The sequence below is a fragment of the Pseudomonas lurida genome (genome assembly GCF_002563895.1).
GTDB lineage: Bacteria > Pseudomonadota > Gammaproteobacteria > Pseudomonadales > Pseudomonadaceae > Aquipseudomonas > Aquipseudomonas lurida.
This window is the reverse complement of the sequence record NZ_PDJB01000001.1, coordinates 4,094,264-4,119,957: the sequence shown is the minus strand read 5'-3', so window position 1 is coordinate 4,119,957 and position 25,694 is coordinate 4,094,264. Positions and strand designations below refer to the sequence as shown.

The window sequence follows — 25,694 nt, the reverse complement described above, 5'->3', positions numbered from 1 at the left end:
TTGGCCATGCGCTTCAAATGTGGGAGCGGGCTTGCCCGCGAATAGGGTGGATCAGTTGACGTATTTGTCACTGGCCCACCGCATTCGCGAGCAAGCCCGCTCCCACATTGGTTTGGTGATGGGGTTGAGATCGGATTCGCTCGCCCCAAACTACTGATTTGCAAGGCACTGACAATCACAGCTTACCGACAGCCCGACGCTCTGCTAAAATGCGCCGCCTTATCCGTCCGTAGGCTCAAACGTGCCATTTACCTGGGTTGATTGGGCGATCGTTGCCATCGTCGCCATCTCCGCTTTGATCAGTCTAAGCCGCGGCTTCGTAAAAGAAGCACTGTCGTTGCTGACCTGGATCATCGCAGGAGTCGTAGCCTGGATGTTCGGCGGTTCATTGTCGGTCTACCTGGCCGGATACATCGAGACACCTTCGGCTCGCGTCATCGCGGGCTGCGCCATCATGTTCATCGCCACGCTGCTGGTGGGAGCAATGGTCAATTATCTTATTGGCGAGTTGATACGTGTCACCGGCCTCTCCGGGACCGATCGATTTCTCGGCATGGCCTTCGGCGCCGCGCGAGGCGCGTTGCTGGTGGTCGTGGCGGTCGGGCTGTTGAGCCTGGGGCCGGTACAGCAGGATTCGTGGTGGCAGGAGTCGGTACTCGTGCCAAAATTTCTATTGGTTGCAGATTGGTCCAAGAACCTCATTCTGGGGTGGAGCAGTCAGTGGCTGGCCAGCGGAATCAGCGTACCCGCTGATCTTCCGTTCAAGGAACACCTCTTACCGGCCAAAACGCCTCAGTAAGCTGTGTTCAGTCAAGATTCATTAAGTAGGGGTTGCGTCGCATGTGTGGCATCGTCGGTATCGTCGGTAAGTCGAACGTCAATCAGGCGCTGTATGACGCGCTAACCGTCCTCCAGCACCGCGGCCAGGACGCTGCCGGTATTGTGACCAGCCACGACGGCCGGTTATTCCTGCGCAAGGACAATGGCCTGGTACGTGACGTGTTCCACCAGCGTCACATGCAGCGCCTGGTCGGGCACATGGGCATTGGCCATGTGCGTTACCCGACTGCCGGTAGCTCGACTTCGGCCGAAGCTCAACCGTTTTACGTCAACTCGCCTTACGGCATTACCCTGGCGCACAACGGTAACCTGACCAACGTTGAACAGCTGGCCAAGGAGATTTACGAATCTGACCTGCGCCACGTCAACACCAGTTCCGACTCGGAAGTGCTGCTCAACGTGTTCGCCCACGAGCTGGCCCAGCGCGGCAAGCTGCAGCCGACCGAAGAAGACGTGTTCGCCGCCGTCACCGATGTGCACAACCGTTGCGTCGGTGGTTATGCAGTGGTGGCCATGGTCACCGGTTATGGCATCGTCGGCTTCCGTGACCCCCACGGCATTCGCCCGATCGTGTTCGGCCAGCGTCACACCGACGAAGGCGTCGAGTACATGATCGCTTCCGAAAGCGTGTCCCTGGACGTGCTGGGCTTCACCCTGATCCGCGACCTCGCGCCAGGCGAAGCGGTGTACATCACTGAAGATGGCAAGCTGCACACCCGCCAGTGCGCCGTGGCGCCGAAACTCACCCCGTGCATCTTCGAACACGTCTACCTGGCGCGTCCGGATTCGATCATCGACGGCGTTTCGGTGTACAAGGCGCGCCTGCGCATGGGCGAGAAGCTGGCCGAGAAGATCCTGCGCGAGCGTCCCGAGCACGACATTGACGTGGTGATCCCGATCCCGGACACCAGCCGTACCGCTGCGCTGGAGTTGGCCAACCACCTGGGTGTCAAGTTCCGCGAAGGCTTCGTGAAGAACCGCTACATTGGCCGGACCTTCATCATGCCTGGCCAGGCTGCGCGCAAGAAGTCGGTACGCCAGAAGCTCAACGCCATCGAGCTGGAATTCCGCGGCAAGAACGTGATGCTGGTGGATGACTCCATCGTACGTGGCACCACCTGCAAGCAGATCATCCAGATGGCCCGCGAAGCCGGTGCGAAGAACGTCTACTTCTGTTCCGCAGCGCCTGCCGTGCGTTACCCGAACGTGTACGGTATCGACATGCCGAGCGCCCACGAGCTGATCGCTCACAACCGTTCGACCCAGGACGTGGCTGACTTGATCGGTGCCGATTGGCTGATCTATCAAGACCTGCCGGACCTGATCGAAGCGGTCGGCGGTGGCAAGATCAAGATCGACCAGTTCGACTGCGCCGTGTTCGACGGCAAGTACGTGACCGGTGACGTCGACGACGCCTACCTGAACAAGATCGAGCAGGCGCGGAACGACTCGTCGAAGATCAAGACCCAGGCGGTCAGCGCGATCATCGACCTGTACAACAACTGAGTGACAACCGGCCCTGAGGGGCCGGTTTTGTATCTTAAATAAAGAATTGAGTAAGGAGTCGCAGCATGAGTCAGGAATGGGATGCTGGTCGCTTGGACAGCGACCTCGATGGCGTAGCTTTCGATACCCTGGCTGTGCGCGCCGGCCAGCACCGCACCCCGGAAGGTGAGCACGGTGACCCGATGTTCTTCACGTCCAGCTATGTGTTCCGCACGGCGGCCGACGCCGCTGCGCGTTTTGCTGGTGAAGTGCCGGGCAACGTTTATTCGCGTTATACCAACCCGACGGTGCGTGCGTTCGAAGAGCGTATCGCGGCATTGGAAGGTGCCGAGCAAGCGGTGGCCACGGCGACCGGCATGGCAGCAATCCTGGCCGTGGTGATGAGCCTGTGCAGTGCCGGCGACCATGTGCTGGTATCGCGTAGTGTGTTTGGTTCCACCATCAGCCTGTTCGAGAAGTACTTCAAGCGCTTTGGCATCGAAGTGGACTATGTGCCCCTGGCGGACCTGTCCGGCTGGGAGGCAGCGATCAAGGCCAACACCAAGTTGCTGTTCGTCGAGTCGCCATCCAACCCATTGGCCGAGCTGGTGGATATCGCTGCGTTGTCCGAAGTGGCGCATGCCAAGGGCGCCATGCTGGTGGTCGATAACTGCTTCTGCACCCCGGCGCTGCAGCAGCCGTTGAAGCTGGGCGCTGACATTGTCGTGCATTCGGCCACCAAGTTCATCGACGGCCAGGGTCGTTGCATGGGCGGTGTGGTCGCGGGTCGCGGCGAGCAGATGAAGGAAGTGGTCGGCTTCCTGCGCACGGCTGGCCCGACCTTGAGTCCGTTCAACGCCTGGATCTTCCTCAAGGGCCTGGAAACCCTCAGCCTGCGCATGAAGGCCCACTGCGCCAACGCCCAGGCGCTGGCCGAGTGGCTGGAACAGCAGGACGGTATCGAGAAGGTGCATTACGCCGGCCTCAAGAGTCACCCGCAACACGCGTTGGCCCAGCGCCAGCAGCGTGGTTTCGGTGCTGTGGTGAGCTTTGAAGTGAAGGGTGGCAAAGAGGGCGCCTGGCGCTTTATCGATGCGACGCGCCTGATCTCCATCACGGCCAACCTGGGTGACAGCAAGACCACCATTACCCACCCGAGCACCACGTCCCACGGTCGTCTGGCGCCACAGGAGCGTGAAGCGGCAGGTATCCGTGACAGCCTGATCCGCATTGCGGTCGGCCTGGAAGACGTCGCTGACTTGCAAGCTGACCTGGCTCGCGGGCTGGCGGCCTTGTGATCGAGTGGTCCATGGAAGCCGCGGCCGCCGGTAACGGGCGTGTCGCGCTGGTCACGGGCGCGGCCCGGGGCATTGGTCTCGGGATTGCCGCGTGGCTGATCAGTGAAGGCTGGCAGGTGGTGTTGACCGACCTGGACCGCGAGCGTGGGTCCAAGGTGTCCAAGGTGCTGGGCGAAAACGCCTGGTTTATCAGCATGGACGTGGCCGACGAGAAGCAAGTGGCCCAGGGTGTCGCCGAAGTATTGGGGCAGTTTGGGCGGCTGGACGCGTTGGTCTGCAACGCGGCCGTGGCCGACCCGCGCAACATCACCCTGGAAAGCCTCGACCTGGCCTACTGGAACCGAGTGCTCGCCGTGAACCTCAGTGGGCCGATGTTATTGGCCAAGCACTGCGCGCCGTATCTGCGTGCCCATGGCGGTGCCATCGTCAACCTGGCTTCGACCCGGGCTCGCCAGTCGGAGCCGGACACCGAGGCCTATGCGGCGAGCAAAGGTGGCCTGCTGGCCCTGACGCATGCCTTGGCGATGAGCCTGGGGCCGGAAGTCCGGGTGAATGCGGTCAGCCCTGGCTGGATCGATGCGCGTGATCCTGCGGCCCGTCGCGCCGAGCCGTTGAGCGATACCGATCACGCCCAGCATCCGGCGGGCCGGGTGGGTACCGTAGAAGACGTGGCGGCGATGGTCGCATGGTTGCTGTCGCGTCAGGCGGGGTTTGTCACCGGGCAAGAGTTTGTCGTGGACGGTGGCATGAGCAAGAAGATGATTTACAGCGAGTAGGGCGGGTAGCCGTCTTGAAGCTATTTTGTCTTTTTCAGAAAAACTTCAAGCGGGCTATTGACTTAGGTCCGCTACCTGCGTAAATTTCGCGGCCTCAACGAAGCAAAGGGTGATTAGCTCAGCTGGGAGAGCATCTGCCTTACAAGCAGAGGGTCGGCGGTTCGATCCCGTCATCACCCACCACTTCTTGAGAGTTCTGCCCTAGGGCAAGACGCAACGTTAAAGGTTGCACCGACGCGCAGCGGTAGTTCAGTCGGTTAGAATACCGGCCTGTCACGCCGGGGGTCGCGGGTTCGAGTCCCGTCCGCTGCGCCATATTTTCCAGGTCCGATGTGTCGGGCTTGAGATTGAACAGCCAAGGCTGGTCGATCAGATGTTTCAAGACGGGCGAGGGTTTGACCTCGGCCGGTCAAGCGATACGCAGCGGTAGTTCAGTCGGTTAGAATACCGGCCTGTCACGCCGGGGGTCGCGGGTTCGAGTCCCGTCCGCTGCGCCATATCTGCCTCAAGGCCCACTGAACGCCTTGAAGCACAAAGAAAGCCTCTGGCTACTTTGATCCGATAGCAAAGACCCTGGTCGAAAGACCGGGGTTTTTTGTGTCTGCGATTTGCCCCTTGGCTCTGTCTCGGTCAAATAATGTGGGAGCGAGCAAGCTCGCTCTCATCATTGAGTTGGCTCAGAACCCCAATTTATCGCGCAAACCGTAATACCAGGCCCCCATCGCCGCAAACGGCGTGCGCAACAATTGCCCGCCCGGGAACGGGTAGTGCGGCAAGTCGGCAAACGCATCAAATCGCTCTGCCTGACCTCTGAGGGCTTCGGCCAGTACCTTGCCCGCCAAATGCGTGTACGTCACGCCATGGCCGCTGCAGCCCTGTGAGTAATAGATGTTGTCGCCCAGGCGCCCCACCTGCGGCAAGCGCGACAGGGTCAGCAGGAAATTGCCGGTCCAGGCGTAGTCGATCTTCACATCCTTGAGCTGCGGGAAGGCCTTGAGCATCTTCGGACGAATGATCGCCTCGATATTCGCCGGGTCGCGCGCGCCATACACCACGCCACCGCCGAAGATCAGGCGCTTGTCGCTGGTGAGGCGATAGTAGTCGAGCAGGTAGTTGCAGTCTTCGACGCAGTAATCCTGCGGCAGCAGCGTTTGCGCCAGTTCGTCGCCCAAGGGTGCCGTGGTGATCACTTGTGTGCCGCAGGGCATGGACTTGGCTGCCAGCTCTGGCACCAGGTTGCCCAGGTAGGCATTGCCCGCGACGATGATGAACTTGGCCCTGACCTTGCCTTCGGCGGTGTGCACCACCGGGCTGGCGCCACGTTCGATACGTACCGCTGCCGATTGTTCGTAGATCGTACCGCCCAGGGATTCCACGGCAGCCGCTTCGCCCAGTGCCAGGTTGAGCGGGTGGATATGCCCGCCGCTCATGTCCAGCAAGCCGCCCACATAGTTGTCACAGGCCACCACTTCGCGGATGCGGCGCTCGTCCAGCAGTTCCAGTTGCGTATGGCCGTAGCGCTCCCACAGGCGCTTCTGTGATTCCAGATGGCCCATGTGCTTGCTGTTGAGGGCGGCGAACACGCCACCGTCCTTCAAGTCGCACTGGATCTGATACCTGGCCACCCGCTCGCGAATGATCTTGCCGCCCTCAAACGCCATCTGCCCCAGCAGTTGCGCCTGCTTGGGCCCGACGCTGCGCTCGATCACATCGATATCACGGCTGTAGCTGTTGACGATCTGCCCGCCGTTGCGGCCCGAGGCGCCAAAACCCACCTTGGCGGCCTCCAGCACCGTCACGCGAAAACCGTTCTCCAGCAGGAACAGCGCACTGGAAAGGCCGGTGTAGCCGGCGCCAATCACGCACACATCGGTTTCGACCTCGCCTTGCAGCATCGGGCGAGGAGGAGCGGCATTCGCGGAAGCGGCGTAATACGACTGGGGGTAGGGGGTGTTCGCCATCCTGGAACCTCTGTTTTATATTTTTTACGAGTGAGCCGATCCTACCTGAGTTGAAAATTGCCTGCCAGCCACCCGAAATTCACGGGCGTCCCCCACGCAAATAAAAAATTCGCATATTCATAGGCTTAGCTGCAAAAAAGATGTTGACACCCCTCCGGAATTCCGTAGAATGCCGCCTCACAGCAGGCACGTAGCTCAGTTGGTTAGAGCACCACCTTGACATGGTGGGGGTCGTTGGTTCGAGTCCAATCGCGCCTACCAAACAAAATCCGCTCTGCTGGGCGGTCTAGAAGGGCTCACCGAAAGGTGGGCCCTTTTTTGTTGCCCGGGATTTGGCAATCTCCTGCTTAACTTCGCTTCAGCACACTTTCCCCAGCCTGCCTCGGTAACCGATACACATCCACCAACGCCAACACCCCCAGCACCGCCACGCCGATAAACGCCACTCGGAAATCCGCAACCTGCGCCTGAACCTCATGCCCCTGCACGGTCATGGATGCACGCAACAACAGCGCGGCCACCGTCACACCCATCCCCATCGCCAGCTGGAACGACATGCTGAACAACGCCGACGCTTCGCTCATGCGCGCTTTGGGCACGTCGGCAAAGCCAATCGAGTTGTAGCAGGTGAACTGCATCGAGCGTGACAGGCCGCCCACAAACAACACCGCCGCAATCACGGCAAACGGTGTTTGTGCCGTGAACAAGGCGCAGGCGGCGATCGACACCACACCGATCACCCCATTCACCATCAGCACCTTGCGAAACCCGAAGCGCTGCATGATGGCCGTGGTAAAGGGCTTCATCGCCAGGTTGCCGGCGAATACCGCCAGCACCAACAAGCCCGCGTCCACCGGGGACAAGCCGAAGGCAACCTGGAACAGCAGCGGCAGCAAGAAGGGGACGGCGCTGATGGCCAGGCGGAACATTGAGCCGCCATAGAGGCTGACGCGGAAGGTATTGATGGACAGCGTTTCCAGCGGCAACAAAGAATCGGAGGAATGTCGGCAATGGCGCACGGCCCACACCGAAAGCACTAAGCCCGCCGCTACCAGCCCTGCGCCGGGGATGAGCATTTCGCCGGCCTGGCTGCCCAGCCATTCCAGCCCACCCAGCAATGCCACGCAGGCACCTGCCAGCAGCAAAAAGCCCTTGGCATCGAACGGGCGCACGCTGGCCTCACGGCCTTCCGGCACCAGCCACAGCGCGGCGGCCAGTGCCACGGCGCCCAGCGGCAGGTTTACGTAGAAAATCCACGGCCACGAGGCATGTGTCACGATCAATCCGCCCGCCAATGGCCCCAGAATCGGCGCCACCAGCCCTGGCCAGGTGATGATCGCGATCATGTTCACCAAGTCTTTTTTGTCGGTATTGCGCAGCACCGCCAAACGCCCTACAGGCACCATCAGCGCGCCACCGATGCCCTGCAGCACGCGGGCAAAGATGAACATTTCAAGGCTCTGGCTCAACCCGCAAAGCAGCGAGGCGAGGGTGAAGACGATGATCGCGCCGGCAAAGACCCGGCGCGCACCAAAGCGATCCGCGACCCAGCTGGACAGCGGGATGAAGATCGCCACGGCGAGAATGTAGGCGGTGATGCCGATGTTCATGTCGACCGGCGTCACCCCGAAGGCCGATGCCATGGTCGGCAGGGCGGTGGCGATCACCGTGGCATCGAGGTTTTCCATGAAGAAGGTCACAGCGACCACCAGGGCTATCAAGCGGGTTTTTACGCTGAGCGGGGTGTCGGGTGTTGTGGAAGAGGTCACCGGTGCAGGCCCTTGTTCAGTGAAGGTCGCTTGGGCCTGACGATACCGGGCGGTCGCCTCAGGCGCTACCGTCAAGAGAAAACTGCAGCAACGCACGTTCAACGACCGCCACCAGCAGTAAATACATGACAAACCCAAATGAAAACACGCGTTTTCGCCGCGAAGGTGTGTAGTCGCTGGACAGCTCAAGCAGCCTGTACAGCACATCGATGAGTCTCCAGATAAATTCGAGGAATTCGCTCACGGTGTCGGTTTACTTGGCCTTGGCATGCTTGATATCGCTGATCATCGGCTTGGCAATCGCCTGCACCGGCTTTTGCGTCATGGACGAGGCAGTGCCTTCCCAGGCGGATGAGGACGTATCGTAGATGCGCGAGCCAATCGGTGCGCGCGCCTGATAAGCAGGCGGCGCGAAAATGCATGAATCCCTTCCGGCCTGTCCACACCTCGCTACCTGCGCATTGTTCAATCACCCACAAAATTTATTGGTTTGCAGCAACAATTTTTCTTGTTGGACACCCCCCGTCCCCAGGCAGCAAAGTTGCCGCCACTGACGCTCGACCTTTCGGGTCAACAATAAAAAACCGAGCCGACTGCACGCCACTTCTTGCTGTGAACCCTTTGTTCACATCCTGCTGTAATGGCGCCGCAGCGCGCACTTAAGGACCTCATCGCCATGCAAACTGTTGTGAACTTATGGCCGTTGATCGGCGTACTTGTGATCGTGGTTGGCTTCGTCTTGCGCTTCAACCCGCTGTTGGTGGTCACCGCCGCCGCTATCGCCACCGGGCTTGCCGCCCATTTTCCGTTGGAAAAAATCCTCGCCACCATGGGCGATGGCTTCCTTCAGACCCGTGCACTGCAGTTGATTCTATTGCTGCCCCTGGCCGTCATCGGCCTGCTGGAGCGCCACGGGTTGCGCCTGCATGCGCAGAACTGGATTGCACGGTTCGAACGCGCCACGGTGGGGCGCTTGTTGATCATCTATCTGTTTGTGCGTGAATCCACGGCCGCCATGGGCTTGACCAGCCTGGGCGGGCACCCGCAGATGGTGCGTCCGTTGCTGGCACCGATGGCCGAGGGCGCTGCGGAGAAACGCTACGGCAAGCTGCCGGACAATTTGCGTCACAAGGTCTTGGCCATGTGCGCCGCGACGGATAACGTCGGCCTGTTTTTTGGTGAGGACATTTTTGTTGCCTTCGGCGCCATCGCATTGATGCACACCTTCTTGCTCGGTTCCGGAATTGATGTGGAGCCGCTGCACATTGCGGTGTGGGGTATTCCTACGGCGATCTGCGCCTTCATCATTCACGCGATCCGCCTGCATCGGTTTGACCGAAGGCTCACCCGTGAGATGACGCCGGCCGCCACCCCCGTGGAGGCCGCGCAATGATCATTTCCATTCAATACCTGTACTGGCTGGCCGGGGTTCTGCTGCTGATCACGGCGGGCATGATCCTGATGGACCGGACCCATCCCAAGCGCTGGTCCAGTGCACTGTTCTGGCTGTTGTTCGCCATTCCGTTCCTGGTCGGTGAACGTCTGCCGTCGGTGGTCATCGGTGCAGGCGTAGTGCTGATGGCATTGATCGCTGGCATGGGCGGTGTTGGCCGTGGCACGCATGCCGAGTTGCACGACAAGGCATCCCGCGCGAGTGCCGGTCGCCTGGGTCATAAGCTGTTTATTCCAGCCTTGGCAATTCCGCTGACCACGGTGATCGGCTCGGTATTGCTCAAGCACACCGAGATCGGCGGCGTACCGCTGCTGGACCCGAAAAACACCACCTTCGTCTCCCTCGGTATCGGTTGCCTGATCGCCCTTGGCCTGGCCTGCTGGCTGACCCGCGATACGCCGGTGCAAGCCTTGCGCGAATCGCGCCGCCTGACTGAAGCCCTTGGCTGGGCCATGGTGCTGCCGCAAATGCTGGCGATGCTGGGTTTGCTGTTTAACGAAGCTGGGGTCGGCACGGCTGTCGCGCATGTGACCACTACCTATATCAACCTGGACTTCAAGTTGGTGGCGGTGATGGTCTACGTGCTGGGCATGGCCTTGTTCACGGTGATCATGGGCAATGGCTTTGCGGCGTTCCCGGTGATGACCGGCGGTGTCGGCGTGCCGGTGCTGGTGGGTATCTACGGCGGTAATCCGGCGGTGATGGCGGCGATCGGCATGTTCTCCGGCTACTGCGGTACCCTGATGACCCCGATGGCCGCCAACTTCAATATCGTCCCCGCGGCGTTGCTCGAGCTGCCGGACAAGAACGCGGTGATCAAGGCTCAGTTGCCGACTGCGTTGATGATGCTGGTGGTCAATATTGTGCTGCTTTACCTGCTGATGTGAGGCCAGGATGCAAATCGTACTGCTGACGGGGTTCGAACCCTTTGATCAAGACCGGCTCAATCCGTCCTGGGAAGCTGTGCGCCAACTGGATGGCGTGCAATTGGGAGGCGATGCTCAGATTGTTGCGCGTCGATTGCCTTGCGCATTTGCCACGGCTGGCGAGTGCCTGACCCGGCTGATCGACGAGTTGCACCCGGCGATGGTGATCGCTATCGGCTTGGGACCGGGGCGTAGCGATATTTCAGTCGAGCGAGTGGCGATCAATATCAACGATGCACGCATCCCCGATAACCTCGGCGAGCAGCCTATCGACACGGCGGTCGTGGCTGAAGGTCCGGCGGCCTACTTCACGACGCTGCCGATCAAGGCGATGGTCAAGGCGGTGCGCGACGCGGGAATCGCGGCCTCGGTATCGCAGACGGCAGGGACGTTCGTGTGTAATCAAATTTTTTATCTGTTGCAGCATGCGCTTGCAGGGTCTGGGGTACGCAGTGGGTTTATCCACGTACCGTTGCTGCCGGAGCAGGTGACGGGCTCGCAGCGCCCCTCGATGGCGCTGGATACGATGGTTGCGGGCTTGCAGGCGGCAGTACTGACGGCGTGGCAAGCACCTGTGGATATAAAGGAAGCGGGCGGGCAGGTCAGCTGACCGGGCCGACGCTTCTCACAGTGCAAACAAGTGATTGCCGCTCAGTCGTCCCGTTTCGGAAAGAACAACTCAAAACACGTCACCCCCGCCTCGCTGCTCACGCTGTAACGACCGCTATGCAACTGCATGATGGTCGCCACGATCGACAAGCCCAATCCATTGGACTGCGCCGAACGTTCTCGTGACTCATCCACCCGGTAAAACCGTTCGAACAGCCGCGGCAGGTGCTCGGCGGCGATGGTCTCGCCTTGGTTGCTGACCTTCAGGTGAATGCCCTCGGCGCTGGGCACCGCCCGGATCTCCAACTCAGTACCCGGCGCGCCATATTTGATGGCGTTGGCGCACAGGTTCGCCAGGGCTCTGCGCAGCAGCATCGGCTCCGCCCAGATCACCCCTTCACCTTCGGCATGAATGCTGATGTCCACATCACCCGCCAAACCCTCGAAGTACTCGGCGATACGTTCCACCTCGTCCGCCGCACTGAGTTCCTGGCGCTGGCGAAGGGCGCTGGCCGGGTCGGTGCGGGCCAGGAACAGCATGTTGTCGAGCATCCGCGCCAGGCGTTCAAGTTCTTCGACATTGGATGCCAGCAGTTGCTGATAACTCTCGATGCTGCGGTTCTGTTGCAGGGCGACCTGGGTTTCCCCCAGCAGGTTGTTGATCGGTGTGCGCAACTCGTGCGCCATGTCGGTGGACACCTGGCCCAGTTGGACAAAACCCTTGGCCAGCCGCTCAAGCATGGTGTTGAACGAATCGATCATCGGCAGCAGTTCTTTCGGCGCGCCGTGGCTGTCGAGGCGCTCGGCGAGGTTGCCGACGCCGATGCCTTGGGCGTGCCGCGCCAGGCGGCGCAACGGCAATAACCCACGATGAACCAGCAGGTAACCCACCACGGCCAGTAGGATTGCCGCGATGCTCGCCAGGATATAAACGCTCAAGCGGTAGCTGGCGAGCACGGCGGTGCGCTCGGTCATCAGGCGCCCCGTGGTGACTTGCAGGCTGCCCAGGTCGCCGGAGTCGATGGACGCGGCCAGGGTGGCAAAGGGAACGCCATTGATGCCGGGGAAATGGTGCACGTCGGCGAACGTCAGTTGATGGTTCTTGGGGACGGGCGGCACGGCAGGCAGGTCGATATTGCCGGGGTTGACCGTCAGCAATGGCTTCTGCCCTGGCGCGGTGATGCTCAGCACCGACTCGCGGTTGCCCAGCATGTTCTGGAACAGCTCCGGCTTGGTCTTGATCAAGTCCAGGGTGTTGCTGTCGTTGAGCAGGTTGCGCAATTGATCGATGCGGTAGATCAAGGCCGCGTCGTCACGCATGACCAACTCCCGCTCCAGCTCGCGGTACAGCGCCACGCCGAGTGTCGCCAGCAGGGCGAAGGCGAGCAGGGCGAAGATCAACGCCAGGCGCAGGGTCAGGGAATAATGACGGGGTTTGTTCATGGCTGGGTATCGAAGCGGTAGCCGATGCCACGCACGCTGTGGATCAGCTTGAGCTGGAAGGGATCGTCGATTTTCAAGCGCAGGCGCCGCACGGCCACGTCGACCACGTTGGTGTCGCTGTCAAAATTCATGTCCCACACCCGTGACGCGATCAGTGAACGGGAGAGCACCTGGCCCTGGTGGGTCGCGAACAGATGCAGCAAGGCAAACTCTTTGTTGGTCAGGGTGATGCGGGTGCCAGCGCGGGTGACGCGACGCTTCAGCACGTCGATTTGCAGGTCTGCGATCTGCAACTGTTCCTCTTCCCGGCTCGGCCCGCGGCGTGTCAGGGTGCGCAAGCGTGCCACCAGTTCAGCGAAGGAAAACGGCTTGATCAGGTAGTCATCGGCACCCAGTTCCAGGCCCTTGATGCGGTCGGCGATGTCGTCGCGCGCCGTCAGGAACAGCACGGGCGTATCGGCTTCCTTGCGCAGGCGGCGCAGCACTTCCCAGCCATCCATTTTGGGCATCATCACATCCAGCACGATCACGTCGAACGGCGTTTCCAAGGCCTGGTGCAAGCCGTCCACGCCGTCCCGGGCGAGGCTGACGGAGTAGCCCAGCTCCTGCAGGCCATTGAGCAGGTAATTGCCAGCCTTGGGTTCGTCTTCGACTACGAGAATGTTCATGGGAAGTGCCCTGTCTCAATGCGTGGCGCAAGTGTAGCCCGATCAATTGTCACTGGCGCAACCGATGCCCTGGACCTGATAGTCCAGCACATGTTCGCGGCCCTGGCTGTCCAGGTAGTCGAGGCGCGCGGGGACGATGCCGCACTGGCCGTAGGTGTCGGTGCTCGACAGCACTTTGGCCACGTCCAGGTGTACAAAGAAGCCCGTCTGGTCGTGAATGACCGGTTCGGCAGCCAACACGGAGCCGGTAGCGAGCAAAGCGGTGAAGCCGAGGATGAACAGTTTCATGGCGGTATCTCTCTTAAAGGGTTGGCTGCCAGGTCGTGGCAGTGAGTTCACAGTAACCAGGCGCCCCGAACAGCCAACCAACAGGATGATGACAAGTTTGTAATGCCGTGTTTTCAGGGCTGGCGGCCAGAGGCTTCGAGGATCAGGTCGGTGATTTCCTTGGCGTGGGACACCAACGACAAGTGGCTCGAAGGCAGCTCGATCGTGGTGGCGTTCATGCGCTTGGCGAGGAAGCGCTCCAGGTCCGGGTTGATGGTCTGGTCATTCGCCGACACCGCGTACCAGGACGGCTTGGTGTGCCAGGCGGCATTGACGGTGCGGCCGCTGAACAGGGCCTTGGTGATGGGCTGCTGCACGGCGTACAACGCCAGGGCCTTGGCGTGCGGCACATCGGCAGCGAAGTACTTGAGGAAGGCGTCCTGGCTCAGGGTGAGGTAGCCGTCGTGCTCTTCCACACCGGCCCGCACAGGCATGGTCGGGTACTTGGCCGAAAGGGCGACGAAGTCTTCATTGGCGTCCGGCGCACGTGCGGCGACGTACACCAGGGCACTGACTTTCGGGTTTACTCCGGCGTCGCTCACCACGGTCCCGGCGTAGGAATGGCCGACCAGCACCGTAGGGCCATCTTGTTGGTCCAACACGCGGTTAGTGGCAGCGACATCGTCGGCCACCGAGGTCAGCGGATTCTGTACGGCGGTAACGTGCAGGCCGGCGGCCTGGAGGCGGGTGATCACCTCGGACCAGCTTGAACCGTCGGCCCAGGAACCGTGCACCAGCACTACGTTATTGGCTTTGACTGGCGCGACGGTGGCGGCCATGGCGGTGCCGGTGCCCAGCATCAGCAGGCTGGCGGCGATCAGGCAGAGTTTGCTTGCGGGTTTCATGGGCGGGGCCTTTTCATCAGTAGGAAGCGGCGTCATCCAAGATGGGTGACTGACGACTCCACTGTATGAAGTGAGGGTGCCAACAAGACTTACAGCCTGATTACAAAGCTGTAATGCAATCGAGTTCGGTAGCGTTTACAAGTGCCGAGGCGATCCGTAGATTGCAGTGGGCCGATCATTTGTCTCTGTCCATGAGGAAGCCGCGCAGTGTCCATCCGAGGTTCAGCCGTGTTCAACCGCCGTTACCGTGCCTTTCTGTTCGATATGGATGGGACGTTACTCAACTCCATTGCTGCCGCCGAGCGAGTCTGGAGCCTCTGGGCTGAACGCCATGGCCTGGATGTGCCCGCGTTTTTGAAGACGATTCACGGGGCCCGCGCGATCGATATCATCACGCGCCAGGCACTGCCCGGCGTGGATCCCGAGGTTGAGGCGCAGTGGATTACCGAGGCTGAGGTCAATGACGTCGAGGGTGTTGTCGCGATTCCCGGCGCCGTCACATTTTTGAACAGCCTGCCGGGTGATCAATGGGCGCTGGTCACCTCGGCCCCCAGGGAGCTGGCGTTGCGTCGAATGCAAGCGGCGGGCATTGCGCCACCGGCGGTGCTGGTCACGGCCGAAGACGTTGCCGTCGGCAAGCCGAACCCCGCCTGCTACGTGCTGGGGGCGCAACGCCTGGGCGTACCAGTGCAGGAGTGCCTGGTATTTGAGGATGCGACAGTAGGCATTCGTGCGGGAGAGGCCGCAGGGGCGGATGTGATGGTCGTGACCTCGACGCATCATACGCCGATGGTTACCGAGCATCCTTCGATTGACGGGTACGGGGAGTTAGACGTACAGCGCGACGCGCAAGGCTTGCTGTACGTGCAGGCCGCGGCGGGCTGACACGAAAAGGCCGAGCCCGTTACCGGTCTCGGCCTTTTCCCGCATTGGCTGGATCGGGCGGCTGCTTGCGGTCATTCCTCATGGCTTGGCGTGAGAGCACCATCTCCCTGAGTATTTCATTGGCCAACTGTGCGATCGCTTCGGCGCCGCGGTAATCCGTGCGCACGATCCCGGTAATTGCAAAATGGTCGGTTTCCGGGCCGCTGAGCACGACCGAAAGGGTGCCATCGGCGTGCACCGTACACGTCACCGTGTAGCTGGGCAGGCGGGCTGCCAGTGCCGATTCGATTTGGGATTTACTCAGGGTGTCCATTTGCCTCAGCCCCTTTTACTGATCGTGCACGCCCAAGCATAGGTGCTGTGGCGACGCTGTAAATACCGGCGCTCTGACAGCGAAGACCGGGCATCAGCGTGGCGTTTCTTCAGGTGCCCGCCGGCACAATCTGCGCTGCACGGCTTGCTGGATGGGTTTGAGACAGAACAGGAACAAGTACCCGCAGAGCAACAGCGCCAGGTCCAGCCAGGAGTGCTGATCGGCAGAGGCCGAGCCTTCGACTTCATACCTCAAGCCGTAGGCAAGCCCGACGAAGACCAGCCCTATCAATAAGGCGATCATCCAGGACCTGTAGGCAAATGGCGGTGCGGTGCTAGGCCTCATCGACGTGCTCCCGAATGCACACGGATGGCGCAGTGTCAGTCAGCAGATTCGGCTATGAATGAAACAACAAGTTCCGGGCGTGAAGACAGTTTCATCTTTCCATGAAGATGAACACATTGGCGACGTCAGTCACGCAACAAAGACAAGAGCAGTCCGAAGGGGTTTTCGCCAGCCGTTACAGTGAACGAAAGGGCTGGCTACTGAGGGTGCTTCAAGGCGTCTGGTTTTTGTCCGGGGCAGTCAAGCCAGCCTGGATGCGCTGGTAGATCTCCTCGCGATGCACGGCAACGTCCTTGGGTGCGTTGATGCCGATTCGTACTTGCTGGCCGCTGACGCCCAGGATGGTGATCGTGATGTCATCACCGATGTTTATGCTTTCACCAACTTTGCGGGTGAGTATAAGCATGGACTTCTCCTTGATTACTTTTAAGGACACATGTTTCAGACAGGGCAGGTGTCGGATGTGTGTAGCTTACTGCTAAGCGCTTCCCTGTGACTGCCTCTTTTAGGACGCATAGAGGCGACATTAATTCCCATGGCGGCATCATACAGGTCTGCGATACATGATTCGCATTGTTTAAGCCAACGTTTATGACGGCCAGAATAGACAGTGAATGATAAAGTCGCCTCTTTATCTTCGAAGGAGCAGGGCAGTGCGTAAAGTAGCGATGGCAATTGCGGTGTTGGCATTGGCCGGTTGCGGTGAAGGCAGAAGCGTCGATGCGCCCAGGACCAAGCCTGCCGCGAACGAAAGCCAGCCCCAGACCGGCGCGATTGCTGCCCAGGAATGGGATGTGCGGGTAGGCCCGCCGGACCACAAGTTGCAGGCGATCACCGACCTTACGGCCTGGTTGCTGGAACATGGTTTCAATTTTTATATCGTGAAGGTGGACGGCAAGGACGAAGTACTGCTGGGCCCGTTTGCCACCAAGGCGGAGGCGGAGGCCAAGCAGACGCTACTTAACGAGAAGATGGCCCGCGCCAAGAAAACCGACACGGTGTCAGAGGTCATTGAGCACAAAACCGCGCAGTAAGTGCCTGGTCGGGCGCAAGTCTCGCCCCTGTTCAACCGCAGGCTTTGAGATTCACCGGGCCTACAAACTCGTTGCCGCGCCCCATCACACACGCCACGGTCTGGTTGCGCTGGCGCTCCCAGGCCTGCACTGGATAGGTCTTGTTCCAGGCTTCGTACAATTGGCGATCCTGTTTGGACAGTCGCAAGCCGTACTGCTTGCTCATATAGAAATAGGTACGGGCGATCATACCCCGGATTGACGGACGCGGCATGACCTTCTTGGCCTTGAAGTCCACCTGGGTCAGGCATGAACCGTACTGCCCGCTTTGCACTGGCAGCCAGCCGAAACTGAAGTTATTTCGGTCACCGTTGACCTCGCCGATGCTCGGTACCAGGTTATGCAGGTCCGCCTCGGCACGCTTGAACACGTCATCGTGGCGCGTGCAGTTCTTGCGCCCACCATCCTGCCAGCATTGGCGCTGATGCCCGATCTGCCAGGCTGGAACAATGTGCTCCCATTCGATGCGCGCAGCGCGGTTGGCATTTTTGCGCGGGATGTAGCCACAGGCTTTCAGGTCAACGCGGTTGCCGGTGTATTTGCAGCCGCAATAAAACTCGGTGGATTGCGGGGCGTACAGCTTCCAGGCGACTTTCTTGGCTTCGCTGAACGTGCGGGGTGCCTGGGCCTGGGCGGTGATTGCAAAAAACAGGCAGCACACAGCGATAAAACGGACACTCATTGAATCAATCTTCCTTCGGTACAACCCAGAAAATCTGCACACCGCCGTCGTCCCGATAGGCGAGGGTGACGTTGTCGTTCTCAGCGATTTCTTCCAGCAAACGCGCCCATTCATCCTCAGGTTCATCCGGCAAACGGAAGATCAACGCCGCCTTGGCTTTCTGCGCGTTGGTCGAGTTGATGATCTTTTGCACACGGATGGCCAGGCGTTCGTAGGCATCGGGCGGAGTTGGTTCTGCGGAAGAGGACTTTGCCACGGAGTATTCCTTAATAAGCTGTACGCACATACAGTATTTAACTGTAGGCAATTTCGCAACTGCTTAAACTTAAAGAAGTTCGTCCGACGGCAATTCAGGCAATTTCGTGTAGGGCGGGAGAGGAGGAGTGTAGGAGCGAGGACGGCGCCTCGCTCCTGCATTGAACGACCAGGAATCAGTATTCCCAGAAAATTCGTTGCAGCTCTTTGCTGTCCTGGGTCTTGGTCATGGCGACCATCGCCAGGATGCGGGCTTTCTGTGGGTTCAGGTCAAGTGCAGCCACCCAGTCGTATTTGTCGTCAGGCTGTTCGGCGTTGCGCAGCACCATGCCACCAGCGTTTACGTGGGAAGAGCGAATGATCTGTACACCTTGCTTGCGCAGTTCCACCAGGGCAGGCACGACTTTGGAGGATACAGAGCCGTTGCCGGTGCCAGCGTGGATGATAGCTTTGGCACCCGCTTGAGCCAGGGCCTTATAGGCGGTGTCGCTCACGTTGCCATAGCCATAGGCGATCTCGACATCAGGCAGGCTCTTGATGTTCTTGATATCGAATTCCGAATCCAGGGTATGACGCTTGGCTGGCAGGCGGAACCAGTAGGATTTGCCCTCAACCACCATGCCCAGTGGGCCCCACGGGCTCTTGAATGCTTCGGTCTTGATATTGATCATCTTGCTGACGTCGCGACCCGACTGGATCTCGTCGTTCATGGTCACCAGCACGCCTTTGCCGCGTGCATCCTTGCTGCCTGCCACGGCCACGGCGTTGTACAGGTTGAGCATGCCGTCGGCCGACATGGCAGTACCTGGACGCATGGAGCCGACCACCACGATTGGCTTATCGGTCTTTTCCACCAGGTTCAGGAAGTAGGCGGTTTCTTCCAGGGTGTCGGTACCGTGAGTGATCACGATGCCGTCCACGTCCTTGCTGTCAGCCAGTTCGGCGACGCGGCGACCCAGCTGCAGCAGGTTTTCATTGTTGATGCTTTCGGACGCAATTTGCATCACTTGCTCGCCACGCACATTGGCGATCTGGCTAAGCTCAGGAACGCCGGCGATCAATTGCTCGATGCCGACTTTGGCCGCCTGGTAGGTGGCACTGTTGGCCGCGCTGGCGCCGGCGCCGGCAATGGTGCCGCCGGTAGCGAGGATTACCACGTTGGACAGTTTGGTCTTGGTTTCAGCTTCCTTTGCCTGGGCGGCAACGGGGAACAGCAGCAGGAGGGCTAACGCGCCCGGAACAAAAGTCTTCAGTGCAGATTTCATTATTTTTCTCTCTGGTTTTTGATGAGTGCTGTAGCAGGTTCATCTAGAACACCCGGGCGGTTCTGAATACCCGAGGTGATGGGGGTAGAGCACGATCTGTACCAGGCTGATTGTGATCGCGGATATAAAATAACGTATTGATTTATAACAAGTTATACTGAGTATCTGCCCCAGGACGTCATTTCGGCGTCCGGCTTTCCGAACATCTGGCTGTAGCGCGTTCGGTTGTCCGAAGACGCTGGCGACCGGGCGTTGGATTTGCACGAGCGACGCGGCAAAGCCTGTCGTTTCAGAGAACGACCGGGAGAGGGCAATGTTTAATGGATCACCCTGCCTGGCGAGAGGGGGGCGCTGGGAGGACGTAGATGAAAGGCTGTTTTCACCCGTTGACAAATCTCGACAAGGTTCTCATAGTTTGAATAACGCAAACGTTTGCGAGATGTTTCACGGAACACGCTTTGAGTACCGTGAAAGCTCGTATCAGCCACCCGGGTGGGAAGGCTGCCGAAGCACACTTCGGTGCAAGCGTTGCTCACAATAATCATAAGATCGGAGTGAACCCATGAAGCTGCCATTCGCTGGACGTCTTCTTGCTGTCGCTGTGCTTGCCGCCGCATCCGCTGCCCTGCCTCTCTCCTCTGCATTTGCCGATGACGCCGCCAAACCCAAGGTCGGCCTGGTCATGAAATCCCTCGCCAATGAATTCTTCGTCACCATGCAAGAAGGTGCCAAGACGTATCAGAAAGAGCACGCCGCCGATTTCGACATGATCACCAACGGGATCAAGAACGAAACCGATACCAGCGCGCAGATCGATATCGTCAACCAGATGATCCTCGCCAAGGTCAACGCCATCGTGATCGCTCCCGCCGACTCCAAGGCCCTGGTCACCGTGCTGAAGAAAGCCTCGGATGCCGGCATCAAGGTCGTCAATATCGATAACCGCCTGGACCCGGACGTGCTCAAAAGCAAAAACCTCGACATCCCGTTCGTAGGCCCAGACAACCGCAAAGGCTCCAAGCTGGTGGGCGACTACCTGGCCAAGCAACTGGCGTCGGGTGACAAGGTCGGCATCATCGAAGGTGTACCGACGACCACCAACGCCCAGCAGCGTACCGCAGGCTACAAGGATGCGATGGATGCTGCCGGGATGAAGATCGTTTCCACCCAATCCGGCAACTGGGAAATCGACCAGGGCCAGAAAGTGGCGTCTGCCATGTTGAGCGAGTACCCGGACCTCAAGGCCCTGTTGGCCGGTAACGACAACATGGCCCTGGGCGCTGTCTCCGCCGTGCGTGCGGCAGGCAAGGCCGGCAAGGTACTGGTTGTGGGCTACGACAACATCGAGGCCATCAAGCCGATGCTGCAGGACGGCCGTGTACTGGCGACCGCTGACCAGGCTGCTGCCCAGCAAGCCGTGTTCGGTATCCAGAATGCGCTCAAGCTGGTCAAGGGTGAGAAAGTCGATGCCAAGGACGGCGTGATCGAAACCCCGGTCGAACTCGTCCTCAAGAAGTAATCCTGGCAGCACCCAACAGCGCCCGCTCGTCCTGAGCGGGCGCCTGGAGATTTTCCTATGTCATCTTCCGCCCCGAACGCTGTCCTCTCGGTCAGCGGTATCGGCAAGACCTATGCCCAACCGGTTCTGTCCGACATCACCCTGACGCTCAATCGCGGGGAAGTGCTGGCGCTGACCGGTGAGAACGGCGCAGGCAAAAGTACCTTGTCGAAGATCATCGGCGGGCTGGTCACACCGACCACCGGGCACATGCAGTTCAATGGCCAGGATTTCCGCCCGGGCAGCCGCACCCAGGCCGAAGAACTGGGCGTGCGCATGGTCATGCAGGAACTCAATCTGCTGCCGACGCTGACCGTCGCCGAAAACCTGTTCCTGGATAACCTGCCCAGCCACTGTGGCTGGATCAGTCGCAAGCAACTGCGCAAGGCCGCGATAGAGGCCATGGCGCAGGTCGGGCTGGACGCCATCGACCCCGATACGCTGGTTGGCAGCCTGGGCATTGGCCATCAGCAGATGGTCGAGATCGCCCGCAACCTGATTGGCGATTGCCATGTACTGATCCTCGATGAACCCACGGCCATGCTTACCGCGCGTGAAGTCGAGATGCTGTTCGAGCAAATCACCCGCCTGCAGGCTCGGGGCGTGGCGATCATTTATATTTCGCACCGGCTGGAAGAGTTGGCCCGTGTTGCCCAGCGCATTGCGGTATTGCGCGACGGCAAGCTGGTCTGCGTCGAGCCGATGGCCAATTACAACAGTGAGCAACTGGTCACCTTGATGGTCGGTCGCGAACTGGGCGAGCACATCGACCTGGGGCTTCGCACCATCGGTGGTCCGGCCCTGACGGTCAAAGGCCTGACGCGCTCGGACAAGGTCCGCGACGTGTCCTTCGAAGTGCGCGCGGGTGAGATCTATGGCATCTCCGGCCTGATCGGCGCCGGTCGCACCGAGTTGTTGCGACTGATCTTCGGCGCCGACCTGGCGGACAGCGGCACCGTCGCGCTTGGCTCGCCGGCCCAAGTGGTGAGCATTCGCTCGCCCGTGGATGCGGTGGGCCACGGAATCGCGCTGATCACCGAAGACCGCAAGGGCGAAGGCCTGCTGCTGACCCAGTCCATCAGCGCCAACATCGCCTTGGGCAACATGCCGGAAATTTCCGGCGGTGGCGTGGTCAACAGTCGCGACGAAACGGCCTTGGCCAAGCGTCAGATCGATGCCATGCGCATCCGCAGTTCCAGTCCGGCGCAGTTGGTTTCCGAGTTGTCCGGCGGCAACCAGCAGAAGGTGGTGATTGGCCGCTGGCTTGAGCGCGACTGCTCGGTGATGCTGTTCGATGAACCGACCCGTGGCATCGACGTCGGTGCCAAATTCGATATTTATGCCTTGCTGGGCGAATTGACCCGCCAGGGCAAAGCGCTGGTGGTGGTGTCCAGTGATTTGCGTGAACTCATGCTGATCTGCGACCGCATCGGCGTGTTGTCCGCCGGACGCCTGATCGAGACGTTCGAGCGCGACAGCTGGACCCAGGACGAATTGCTCGCCGCCGCCTTCGCCGGCTATCAGAAACGTGATGCGCTGCTCAACGACGCAGTGCTTAGGGATACCCCATGAAAACCACAACTTCCCCCGGCAAGACTGGCGGTAACTTCTACGGCCTGGGCACCTACCTGGGACTGGCCGGCGCTTTGCTGGCGATGATTGCACTGTTCTCGGTGCTCAGCGATCACTTCCTGTCCTATGACACCTTCAGCACCCTGGCCAACCAGATTCCGGACTTGATGGTGCTTGCGGTGGGCATGACCTTCATCCTCATCATCGGCGGTATCGACCTGTCGGTCGGGTCGGTGCTGGCGCTGGCGGCGTCGGCGGTCAGCGTGGCGATTCTCGGCTGGGGCTGGAGCGTGTTGCCAGCCGCCGTGCTGGGCATGGGCTGCGCGGCATTGGCCGGCACCATCACCGGCTCGATCACCGTGGCCTGGCGCATTCCGTCATTTATCGTGTCCCTCGGCGTGCTGGAAATGGCCCGTGGCGTGGCGTACCAGATGACCGGCTCGCGCACCGCTTACATCGGTGATTCGTTTGCCTGGCTGTCCAACCCGATTGCCTTTGGTATCTCGCCGTCATTCATCATTGCCTTGCTCGTGATCATCGTCGCGCAGTTGGTCTTGACCCGTACGGTGTTTGGTCGCTACCTGATCGGTATCGGCACCAACGAAGAGGCGGTGCGCCTGGCGGGGATCAATCCCAAGCCTTACAAGATCCTGGTGTTCAGCCTCATGGGCCTGCTGGCCGGTGTGGCCGCGCTGTTCCAGATTTCTCGCCTGGAAGCGGCGGACCCGAACGCCGGGTCTGGCCTGGAATTGCAAGTGATCGCGGCGGTGGTGATTGGCGGCACTAGCTTGATGGGTGGGCGCGGCTCGGTGATCAGTACCTTTTTTGGTGTGTTGATTATTTCGGTATTGGCGGCTGGCCTGGCGCAGATCGGTGCAACGGAACCTACGAAACGCATCATCACCGGTGCCGTGATCGTGATTGCCGTGGTCCTCGATACTTACCGCAGCCAGCGCGCCAGTCGGCGAGGCTGAACCATGGCAACGATCAAGGATGTGGCAGCGCTTGCAGGTATTTCCTACACCACCGTGTCCCATGTGGTGAACAAGACGCGCCCGGTCAGTGAGCCGGTACGTATCAAGGTCGAAGCGGCGATCAAGCAGCTCGACTACGTGCCCAGCGCCGTCGCACGTTCGCTCAAGGCCAAGACCACGGCCACCATCGGTCTGCTGGTGCCCAACAGCCTCAACCCGTATTTTGCGGAGTTGGCCCGTGGCATCGAGGATTACTGCGAGCGTAACGGTTACTGCGTGATCCTTTGCAACTCCGACGACAACGCTGAAAAGCAACGCAGCTATTTGCGCGTGTTGCTGGAGAAGCGTATCGACGGCTTGATCGTGACCTCGGTGGGCGGCGACGACAGTGGCCTGGCCGCCGGGTTGAGCGCAGTGCGTACGCCCATGGTGATTGTCGACCGCGCGCTGGATGGCATTGACGTGGACCTGGTGCGTATCGATCATGAGGAGGGTGCCTACTTGGCGACCCGGCACTTGCTCGAGCTAGGGCACCGCGACATCGCTTGCATCGGCGGCCCTGCCCATACCCGTGTCGCGCAAATGCGCCTGGCGGGGTATCACCGTGCGCTGCGAGAGGCCGGTGTGGAAGTGGTGGCCAATCGCAGTCGCGAAAGCGACTTCACCAGCACCGGCGGGTATGCCGCTGCCGTGCAGTTGCTGGCGAACAATCCTCCCAGCGCCATTTTTGCCAGCAACGACATGATTGGCTTCGGTGTGTTGCGCGCAGCGGCAGAGCGCAATATCCGCGTGCCGGGCGAGCTGTCGGTGATTGGTTTCGATGATATTCAAATGGGCCGTTACGTCTACCCGGCGTTGACCACGGTCGGGCAGTCGATCCTGCAACTGGGCGAGACGGCGGCCGAACTTTTACTGCGAAGAATTGCGACACCCCAACTGCCGATCGATCAACGCATCGTGACGCCAAGCATCGTGTTGCGTGAGTCGACGGCGCCTGTCGCCGGTACGTTCGCCCAATACCGCTGAACCGAATTGACGAGTACTGATGTATGCCAGCAAAAGTAGTGGTAGTAGGCAGCTTGAATATGGACCTGGTGACCCGCGCCAGCCGGTTGCCGCGCGCCGGTGAGACCTTGATTGGCCAGACGTTCTCCACCGTGCCTGGCGGCAAGGGTGCCAACCAGGCGGTAGCCTCGGCACGCCTGGGGGCCGATGTCTCGATGATTGGCTGTGTCGGTACCGATGCCTACGGCACCCAACTGCGTGAAGCGTTGCGCGTGGAGGGCATCGATTGCCAGGCCGTCAGCACGGTGGACGGCTCCAGTGGCGTGGCGTTGATCGTGGTCGATGACAGCAGCCAGAACGCGATCGTGATTGTGGCGGGCAGTAACGGCGAACTGACGCCAGCCTCGTTGCAGGCTTTCGACTCGGTGCTGCAAGCGGCCGACGTGATCGTCTGCCAGCTGGAAGTGCCGATGAATACCGTGGGTTATGCCCTCAAGCGCGGTCGTGAGCTGGGCAAGACGGTGATCCTCAACCCGGCCCCTGCCAGCGCTCCGTTACCCGCGGAGTGGTACGCCTCCATCGACTACCTGATTCCTAATGAAAGCGAAGCCGGCGCACTGAGCGGCGTGACGGTCGACTCCATTGACAGTGCCAAGGCGGCGGCGACCCAATTGATCCAGGCGGGCGCCGGCAAAGTCATCATCACCCTGGGGTCCCAGGGCGCGCTGTTTACTGACGGCCAGGGCTTCGAACACTTGCTGGCACCGAAAGTCAGGGCGGTCGACACCACGGCAGCGGGCGACACCTTTGTGGGTGGTTTTGCGGCGGCACTGGCCAATGGTAAAAGCGAGGCCGAGGCCATCCGTTTTGGCCAGGTCGCTGCGGCATTGTCGGTGACACGCGCCGGTGCGCAACCCTCCATTCCAACGCTGCACGACGTACAAGGTTTTGTCCCCTCATGAAAAAGACACCCCTGCTCAATATCGCCCTGTCGCGTGTCATCGCGTCCCTGGGGCATGGTGACATCCTGGTGATCGGCGACGCTGGCCTGCCGGTTCCGCCGGGCGTCGAGCTGATTGACCTGGCGTTGACCCAGGGCATCCCGGACTTCGTCAGTACCTTGCGTATCGTGCTCAGCGAGATGCAGGTGGAGCGTCACGTGCTGGCGGAAGAAATCCTGCTCAAGCAGCCACCGGCGCTGGTCGAACTCAATACGCTCACAGAACAGGCAGCGCTCGGTGAGCGTCGCCTGGTCAGCCACGAAGAATTCAAGCAACTCAGCCACAAGGCGCGCGCCGTGGTGCGCACCGGTGAGTGTCAGCCGTACTGCAATATCGCGCTGGTGTCCGGCGTAACGTTTTAGAATT

General features: G+C 60.3%; 29 protein-coding genes and 4 tRNA genes. 19 read left to right on the top strand and 14 right to left on the bottom strand.

Translation table 11 applies throughout. The features are described 5' to 3' along the window. Window positions 1–241: 241 nt before the first annotated feature. The 7 genes from ATH90_RS18615 (at window position 242) to ATH90_RS18585 (ending at window position 4,896) form a co-directional block, all read left to right on the top strand. The gene (locus ATH90_RS18615; RefSeq protein ID WP_003192538.1) at window positions 242–799 is read left to right on the top strand and encodes a CvpA family protein; all 558 of its coding nucleotides are present in this window, start codon (window positions 242–244) and stop codon (window positions 797–799) included. A gap of 41 nt (window positions 800–840) precedes the next feature. Continuing rightward, entirely contained in the window at window positions 841–2,346 is a 1,506-nt protein-coding gene (gene purF / locus ATH90_RS18610) for an amidophosphoribosyltransferase (RefSeq protein WP_034107587.1), read from the top strand. Between the two features lie 65 nt (window positions 2,347–2,411). Continuing rightward, window positions 2,412–3,623: an O-succinylhomoserine sulfhydrylase gene (locus ATH90_RS18605; protein WP_034107585.1), complete on the top strand. Its 1,212-nt coding sequence runs from the start codon at window positions 2,412–2,414 to the stop codon at window positions 3,621–3,623. 11 nt (window positions 3,624–3,634) lie between these two features. Then, window positions 3,635–4,399: an SDR family oxidoreductase gene (locus ATH90_RS18600; RefSeq protein ID WP_034107583.1), complete on the top strand. Its 765-nt coding sequence runs from the start codon at window positions 3,635–3,637 to the stop codon at window positions 4,397–4,399. A 107-nt stretch (window positions 4,400–4,506) separates the two neighbouring features. Next, window positions 4,507–4,582: transfer RNA gene (locus tag ATH90_RS18595), tRNA-Val, on the top strand. 55 nt (window positions 4,583–4,637) lie between these two features. After that, window positions 4,638–4,714 (top strand) — tRNA-Asp (locus ATH90_RS18590). A 105-nt stretch (window positions 4,715–4,819) separates the two neighbouring features. After that, window positions 4,820–4,896, top strand: a tRNA-Asp gene (locus ATH90_RS18585). Between the two features lie 180 nt (window positions 4,897–5,076). Here ATH90_RS18585 and ATH90_RS18580 read toward each other — a convergent pair. Then, window positions 5,077–6,360: an NAD(P)/FAD-dependent oxidoreductase gene (locus ATH90_RS18580; RefSeq protein ID WP_098466989.1), complete on the bottom strand. Its 1,284-nt coding sequence runs from the start codon at window positions 6,358–6,360 to the stop codon at window positions 5,077–5,079. A gap of 184 nt (window positions 6,361–6,544) precedes the next feature. Between ATH90_RS18580 and ATH90_RS18575 the strand changes: the two genes are divergently transcribed. Further along, window positions 6,545–6,621: transfer RNA gene (locus ATH90_RS18575), tRNA-Val, on the top strand. A gap of 86 nt (window positions 6,622–6,707) precedes the next feature. Here ATH90_RS18575 and ATH90_RS18570 read toward each other — a convergent pair. Genes ATH90_RS18570 through ATH90_RS18565 form a run of 3 tightly spaced genes read right to left on the bottom strand, consistent with a single transcriptional unit; the run spans window position 6,708 to window position 8,598 of the window. Further along, window positions 6,708–8,129, bottom strand: coding sequence for an MFS transporter (locus tag ATH90_RS18570; protein ID WP_098467698.1), 1,422 nt, complete (start codon window positions 8,127–8,129; stop codon window positions 6,708–6,710). A 58-nt stretch (window positions 8,130–8,187) separates the two neighbouring features. Next, window positions 8,188–8,373, bottom strand: a complete 186-nt coding sequence (locus ATH90_RS29165; RefSeq protein ID WP_105162577.1) for a hypothetical protein — start codon at window positions 8,371–8,373, stop codon at window positions 8,188–8,190. Window positions 8,374–8,382: 9 nt separating this feature from the next. Then, window positions 8,383–8,598, bottom strand: a complete 216-nt coding sequence (locus ATH90_RS18565) for a hypothetical protein (protein WP_098466988.1) — start codon at window positions 8,596–8,598, stop codon at window positions 8,383–8,385. Window positions 8,599–8,805: 207 nt separating this feature from the next. Between ATH90_RS18565 and ATH90_RS18560 the strand changes: the two genes are divergently transcribed. From ATH90_RS18560 to pcp, 3 genes are read left to right on the top strand one after another with little or no spacing between them, the layout of a single operon-like run. Beyond that, a complete protein-coding gene (locus tag ATH90_RS18560) occupies window positions 8,806–9,522 on the top strand; it encodes a DUF969 domain-containing protein (protein WP_098466987.1) in 717 nt (238 codons plus the stop codon). Further along, the gene (locus tag ATH90_RS18555) at window positions 9,519–10,469 is read left to right on the top strand and encodes a DUF979 domain-containing protein (RefSeq protein ID WP_034107563.1); all 951 of its coding nucleotides are present in this window, start codon (window positions 9,519–9,521) and stop codon (window positions 10,467–10,469) included. Before ATH90_RS18560 ends, ATH90_RS18555 begins: the two co-directional genes overlap by 4 nt. Before the next feature lie 7 nt (window positions 10,470–10,476). Further along, the gene (pcp, locus tag ATH90_RS18550; protein WP_098466986.1) at window positions 10,477–11,118 is read left to right on the top strand and encodes a pyroglutamyl-peptidase I; all 642 of its coding nucleotides are present in this window, start codon (window positions 10,477–10,479) and stop codon (window positions 11,116–11,118) included. 41 nt (window positions 11,119–11,159) lie between these two features. Here pcp and ATH90_RS18545 read toward each other — a convergent pair whose 3' ends face one another. The 4 genes from ATH90_RS18545 to ATH90_RS18530 all read right to left on the bottom strand — a co-directional run bounded on the left by ATH90_RS18545 (window position 11,160) and on the right by ATH90_RS18530 (window position 14,400). Then, window positions 11,160–12,560, bottom strand: a complete 1,401-nt coding sequence (locus ATH90_RS18545) for a heavy metal sensor histidine kinase (protein ID WP_098466985.1) — start codon at window positions 12,558–12,560, stop codon at window positions 11,160–11,162. After that, on the bottom strand, window positions 12,557–13,228 hold the full coding sequence (locus ATH90_RS18540; protein WP_034107559.1) for a heavy metal response regulator transcription factor: 672 nt from the start codon (window positions 13,226–13,228) through the stop codon (window positions 12,557–12,559). The genes ATH90_RS18545 and ATH90_RS18540 overlap by 4 nt, the downstream gene beginning before the upstream one ends. A 42-nt stretch (window positions 13,229–13,270) precedes the next feature. Then, entirely contained in the window at window positions 13,271–13,516 is a 246-nt protein-coding gene (locus ATH90_RS18535; RefSeq protein ID WP_034107557.1) for a DUF2790 domain-containing protein, read from the bottom strand. Between the two features lie 113 nt (window positions 13,517–13,629). Further along, entirely contained in the window at window positions 13,630–14,400 is a 771-nt protein-coding gene (locus tag ATH90_RS18530) for an alpha/beta fold hydrolase (RefSeq protein ID WP_098466984.1), read from the bottom strand. A 207-nt stretch (window positions 14,401–14,607) separates the two neighbouring features. Between ATH90_RS18530 and ATH90_RS18525 the strand changes: the two genes are divergently transcribed. Further along, window positions 14,608–15,285 carry an HAD family hydrolase gene (locus ATH90_RS18525; RefSeq protein ID WP_098466983.1) on the top strand — a complete coding sequence of 226 codons (678 nt, stop codon included), beginning with the start codon at window positions 14,608–14,610 and terminating at the stop codon, window positions 15,283–15,285. 19 nt (window positions 15,286–15,304) lie between these two features. On the opposite strand, the gene ATH90_RS18520 is transcribed toward ATH90_RS18525, so the two are convergent. The 3 genes from ATH90_RS18520 to csrA form a co-directional block, all read right to left on the bottom strand. Beyond that, window positions 15,305–15,598: a hypothetical protein gene (locus ATH90_RS18520; protein WP_098466982.1), complete on the bottom strand. Its 294-nt coding sequence runs from the start codon at window positions 15,596–15,598 to the stop codon at window positions 15,305–15,307. A gap of 93 nt (window positions 15,599–15,691) precedes the next feature. Continuing rightward, entirely contained in the window at window positions 15,692–15,943 is a 252-nt protein-coding gene (locus ATH90_RS18515; protein WP_098466981.1) for a hypothetical protein, read from the bottom strand. A gap of 211 nt (window positions 15,944–16,154) precedes the next feature. Continuing rightward, a complete protein-coding gene (gene csrA / locus ATH90_RS18510) occupies window positions 16,155–16,349 on the bottom strand; it encodes a carbon storage regulator CsrA (RefSeq protein WP_003192511.1) in 195 nt (64 codons plus the stop codon). A gap of 262 nt (window positions 16,350–16,611) precedes the next feature. Here csrA and ATH90_RS18505 point away from each other — a divergent pair, with 262 nt between their 5' ends. Further along, on the top strand, window positions 16,612–16,977 hold the full coding sequence (locus tag ATH90_RS18505; protein WP_098466980.1) for an SPOR domain-containing protein: 366 nt from the start codon (window positions 16,612–16,614) through the stop codon (window positions 16,975–16,977). A gap of 31 nt (window positions 16,978–17,008) precedes the next feature. Here ATH90_RS18505 and ATH90_RS18500 read toward each other — a convergent pair whose 3' ends face one another. The 3 genes from ATH90_RS18500 to ATH90_RS18490 form a co-directional block, all read right to left on the bottom strand. Next, window positions 17,009–17,698 (bottom strand): endonuclease, encoded by a 690-nt coding sequence (locus ATH90_RS18500; protein WP_034107545.1) that lies wholly within the window; start codon window positions 17,696–17,698, stop codon window positions 17,009–17,011. Window positions 17,699–17,702: 4 nt separating this feature from the next. Next, complete coding sequence (locus ATH90_RS18495) at window positions 17,703–17,954, bottom strand: DUF1654 domain-containing protein (protein WP_174555860.1); 252 nt, start codon at window positions 17,952–17,954, stop codon at window positions 17,703–17,705. 175 nt (window positions 17,955–18,129) lie between these two features. Further along, window positions 18,130–19,218 carry an asparaginase gene (locus ATH90_RS18490; protein WP_034107540.1) on the bottom strand — a complete coding sequence of 363 codons (1,089 nt, stop codon included), beginning with the start codon at window positions 19,216–19,218 and terminating at the stop codon, window positions 18,130–18,132. 562 nt (window positions 19,219–19,780) lie between these two features. Between ATH90_RS18490 and ATH90_RS18485 the strand changes: the two genes are divergently transcribed. From ATH90_RS18485 to rbsD, 6 genes are read left to right on the top strand one after another with little or no spacing between them, the layout of a single operon-like run. Further along, the gene (locus tag ATH90_RS18485) at window positions 19,781–20,737 is read left to right on the top strand and encodes a sugar ABC transporter substrate-binding protein (RefSeq protein WP_034107538.1); all 957 of its coding nucleotides are present in this window, start codon (window positions 19,781–19,783) and stop codon (window positions 20,735–20,737) included. 57 nt (window positions 20,738–20,794) lie between these two features. Beyond that, window positions 20,795–22,348 (top strand): sugar ABC transporter ATP-binding protein, encoded by a 1,554-nt coding sequence (locus tag ATH90_RS18480; protein ID WP_098466979.1) that lies wholly within the window; start codon window positions 20,795–20,797, stop codon window positions 22,346–22,348. Then, window positions 22,345–23,322, top strand: a complete 978-nt coding sequence (locus tag ATH90_RS18475) for an ABC transporter permease (RefSeq protein ID WP_034107535.1) — start codon at window positions 22,345–22,347, stop codon at window positions 23,320–23,322. Before ATH90_RS18480 ends, ATH90_RS18475 begins: the two co-directional genes overlap by 4 nt. A 3-nt stretch (window positions 23,323–23,325) precedes the next feature. Continuing rightward, the gene (locus tag ATH90_RS18470; protein WP_098466978.1) at window positions 23,326–24,348 is read left to right on the top strand and encodes a LacI family DNA-binding transcriptional regulator; all 1,023 of its coding nucleotides are present in this window, start codon (window positions 23,326–23,328) and stop codon (window positions 24,346–24,348) included. 23 nt (window positions 24,349–24,371) lie between these two features. Further along, the gene (gene rbsK / locus ATH90_RS18465; protein WP_069077809.1) at window positions 24,372–25,289 is read left to right on the top strand and encodes a ribokinase; all 918 of its coding nucleotides are present in this window, start codon (window positions 24,372–24,374) and stop codon (window positions 25,287–25,289) included. Further along, window positions 25,286–25,690: a D-ribose pyranase gene (rbsD, locus tag ATH90_RS18460; protein ID WP_034107529.1), complete on the top strand. Its 405-nt coding sequence runs from the start codon at window positions 25,286–25,288 to the stop codon at window positions 25,688–25,690. The genes rbsK and rbsD overlap by 4 nt, the downstream gene beginning before the upstream one ends. Window positions 25,691–25,694 lie beyond the last annotated feature (4 nt).

What these genes read in the sequence shown, in the direction of transcription:
- ATH90_RS18605 (WP_034107585.1), top strand. Translation starts at nt 2,412, where the DNA reads ATGAGTCAGGAATGGGATGCTGGTCGCTTGGACAGCGACCTCGATGGC.
- ATH90_RS18490 (WP_034107540.1), bottom strand. Translation starts at nt 19,218, where the DNA reads ATGAAATCTGCACTGAAGACTTTTGTTCCGGGCGCGTTAGCCCTCCTG.
- ATH90_RS18505 (WP_098466980.1), top strand. Translation starts at nt 16,612, where the DNA reads ATGGCAATTGCGGTGTTGGCATTGGCCGGTTGCGGTGAAGGCAGAAGC.
- rbsD (WP_034107529.1), top strand. Translation starts at nt 25,286, where the DNA reads ATGAAAAAGACACCCCTGCTCAATATCGCCCTGTCGCGTGTCATCGCG.
- rbsK (WP_069077809.1), top strand. Translation starts at nt 24,372, where the DNA reads ATGCCAGCAAAAGTAGTGGTAGTAGGCAGCTTGAATATGGACCTGGTG.
- purF (WP_034107587.1), top strand. Translation starts at nt 841, where the DNA reads ATGTGTGGCATCGTCGGTATCGTCGGTAAGTCGAACGTCAATCAGGCG.
- csrA (WP_003192511.1), bottom strand. Translation starts at nt 16,349, where the DNA reads ATGCTTATACTCACCCGCAAAGTTGGTGAAAGCATAAACATCGGTGAT.
- ATH90_RS18535 (WP_034107557.1), bottom strand. Translation starts at nt 13,516, where the DNA reads ATGAAACTGTTCATCCTCGGCTTCACCGCTTTGCTCGCTACCGGCTCC.
- ATH90_RS18515 (WP_098466981.1), bottom strand. Translation starts at nt 15,943, where the DNA reads ATGAGGCCTAGCACCGCACCGCCATTTGCCTACAGGTCCTGGATGATC.
- ATH90_RS18520 (WP_098466982.1), bottom strand. Translation starts at nt 15,598, where the DNA reads ATGGACACCCTGAGTAAATCCCAAATCGAATCGGCACTGGCAGCCCGC.
- ATH90_RS18580 (WP_098466989.1), bottom strand. Translation starts at nt 6,360, where the DNA reads ATGGCGAACACCCCCTACCCCCAGTCGTATTACGCCGCTTCCGCGAAT.
- ATH90_RS18475 (WP_034107535.1), top strand. Translation starts at nt 22,345, where the DNA reads ATGAAAACCACAACTTCCCCCGGCAAGACTGGCGGTAACTTCTACGGC.
- ATH90_RS18470 (WP_098466978.1), top strand. Translation starts at nt 23,326, where the DNA reads ATGGCAACGATCAAGGATGTGGCAGCGCTTGCAGGTATTTCCTACACC.
- ATH90_RS18540 (WP_034107559.1), bottom strand. Translation starts at nt 13,228, where the DNA reads ATGAACATTCTCGTAGTCGAAGACGAACCCAAGGCTGGCAATTACCTG.
- ATH90_RS18530 (WP_098466984.1), bottom strand. Translation starts at nt 14,400, where the DNA reads ATGAAACCCGCAAGCAAACTCTGCCTGATCGCCGCCAGCCTGCTGATG.
- ATH90_RS18560 (WP_098466987.1), top strand. Translation starts at nt 8,806, where the DNA reads ATGCAAACTGTTGTGAACTTATGGCCGTTGATCGGCGTACTTGTGATC.
- ATH90_RS18555 (WP_034107563.1), top strand. Translation starts at nt 9,519, where the DNA reads ATGATCATTTCCATTCAATACCTGTACTGGCTGGCCGGGGTTCTGCTG.
- ATH90_RS18485 (WP_034107538.1), top strand. Translation starts at nt 19,781, where the DNA reads ATGAAGCTGCCATTCGCTGGACGTCTTCTTGCTGTCGCTGTGCTTGCC.
- pcp (WP_098466986.1), top strand. Translation starts at nt 10,477, where the DNA reads ATGCAAATCGTACTGCTGACGGGGTTCGAACCCTTTGATCAAGACCGG.
- ATH90_RS18500 (WP_034107545.1), bottom strand. Translation starts at nt 17,698, where the DNA reads ATGAGTGTCCGTTTTATCGCTGTGTGCTGCCTGTTTTTTGCAATCACC.
- ATH90_RS18480 (WP_098466979.1), top strand. Translation starts at nt 20,795, where the DNA reads ATGTCATCTTCCGCCCCGAACGCTGTCCTCTCGGTCAGCGGTATCGGC.
- ATH90_RS18545 (WP_098466985.1), bottom strand. Translation starts at nt 12,560, where the DNA reads ATGAACAAACCCCGTCATTATTCCCTGACCCTGCGCCTGGCGTTGATC.
- ATH90_RS18600 (WP_034107583.1), top strand. Translation starts at nt 3,635, where the DNA reads ATGGAAGCCGCGGCCGCCGGTAACGGGCGTGTCGCGCTGGTCACGGGC.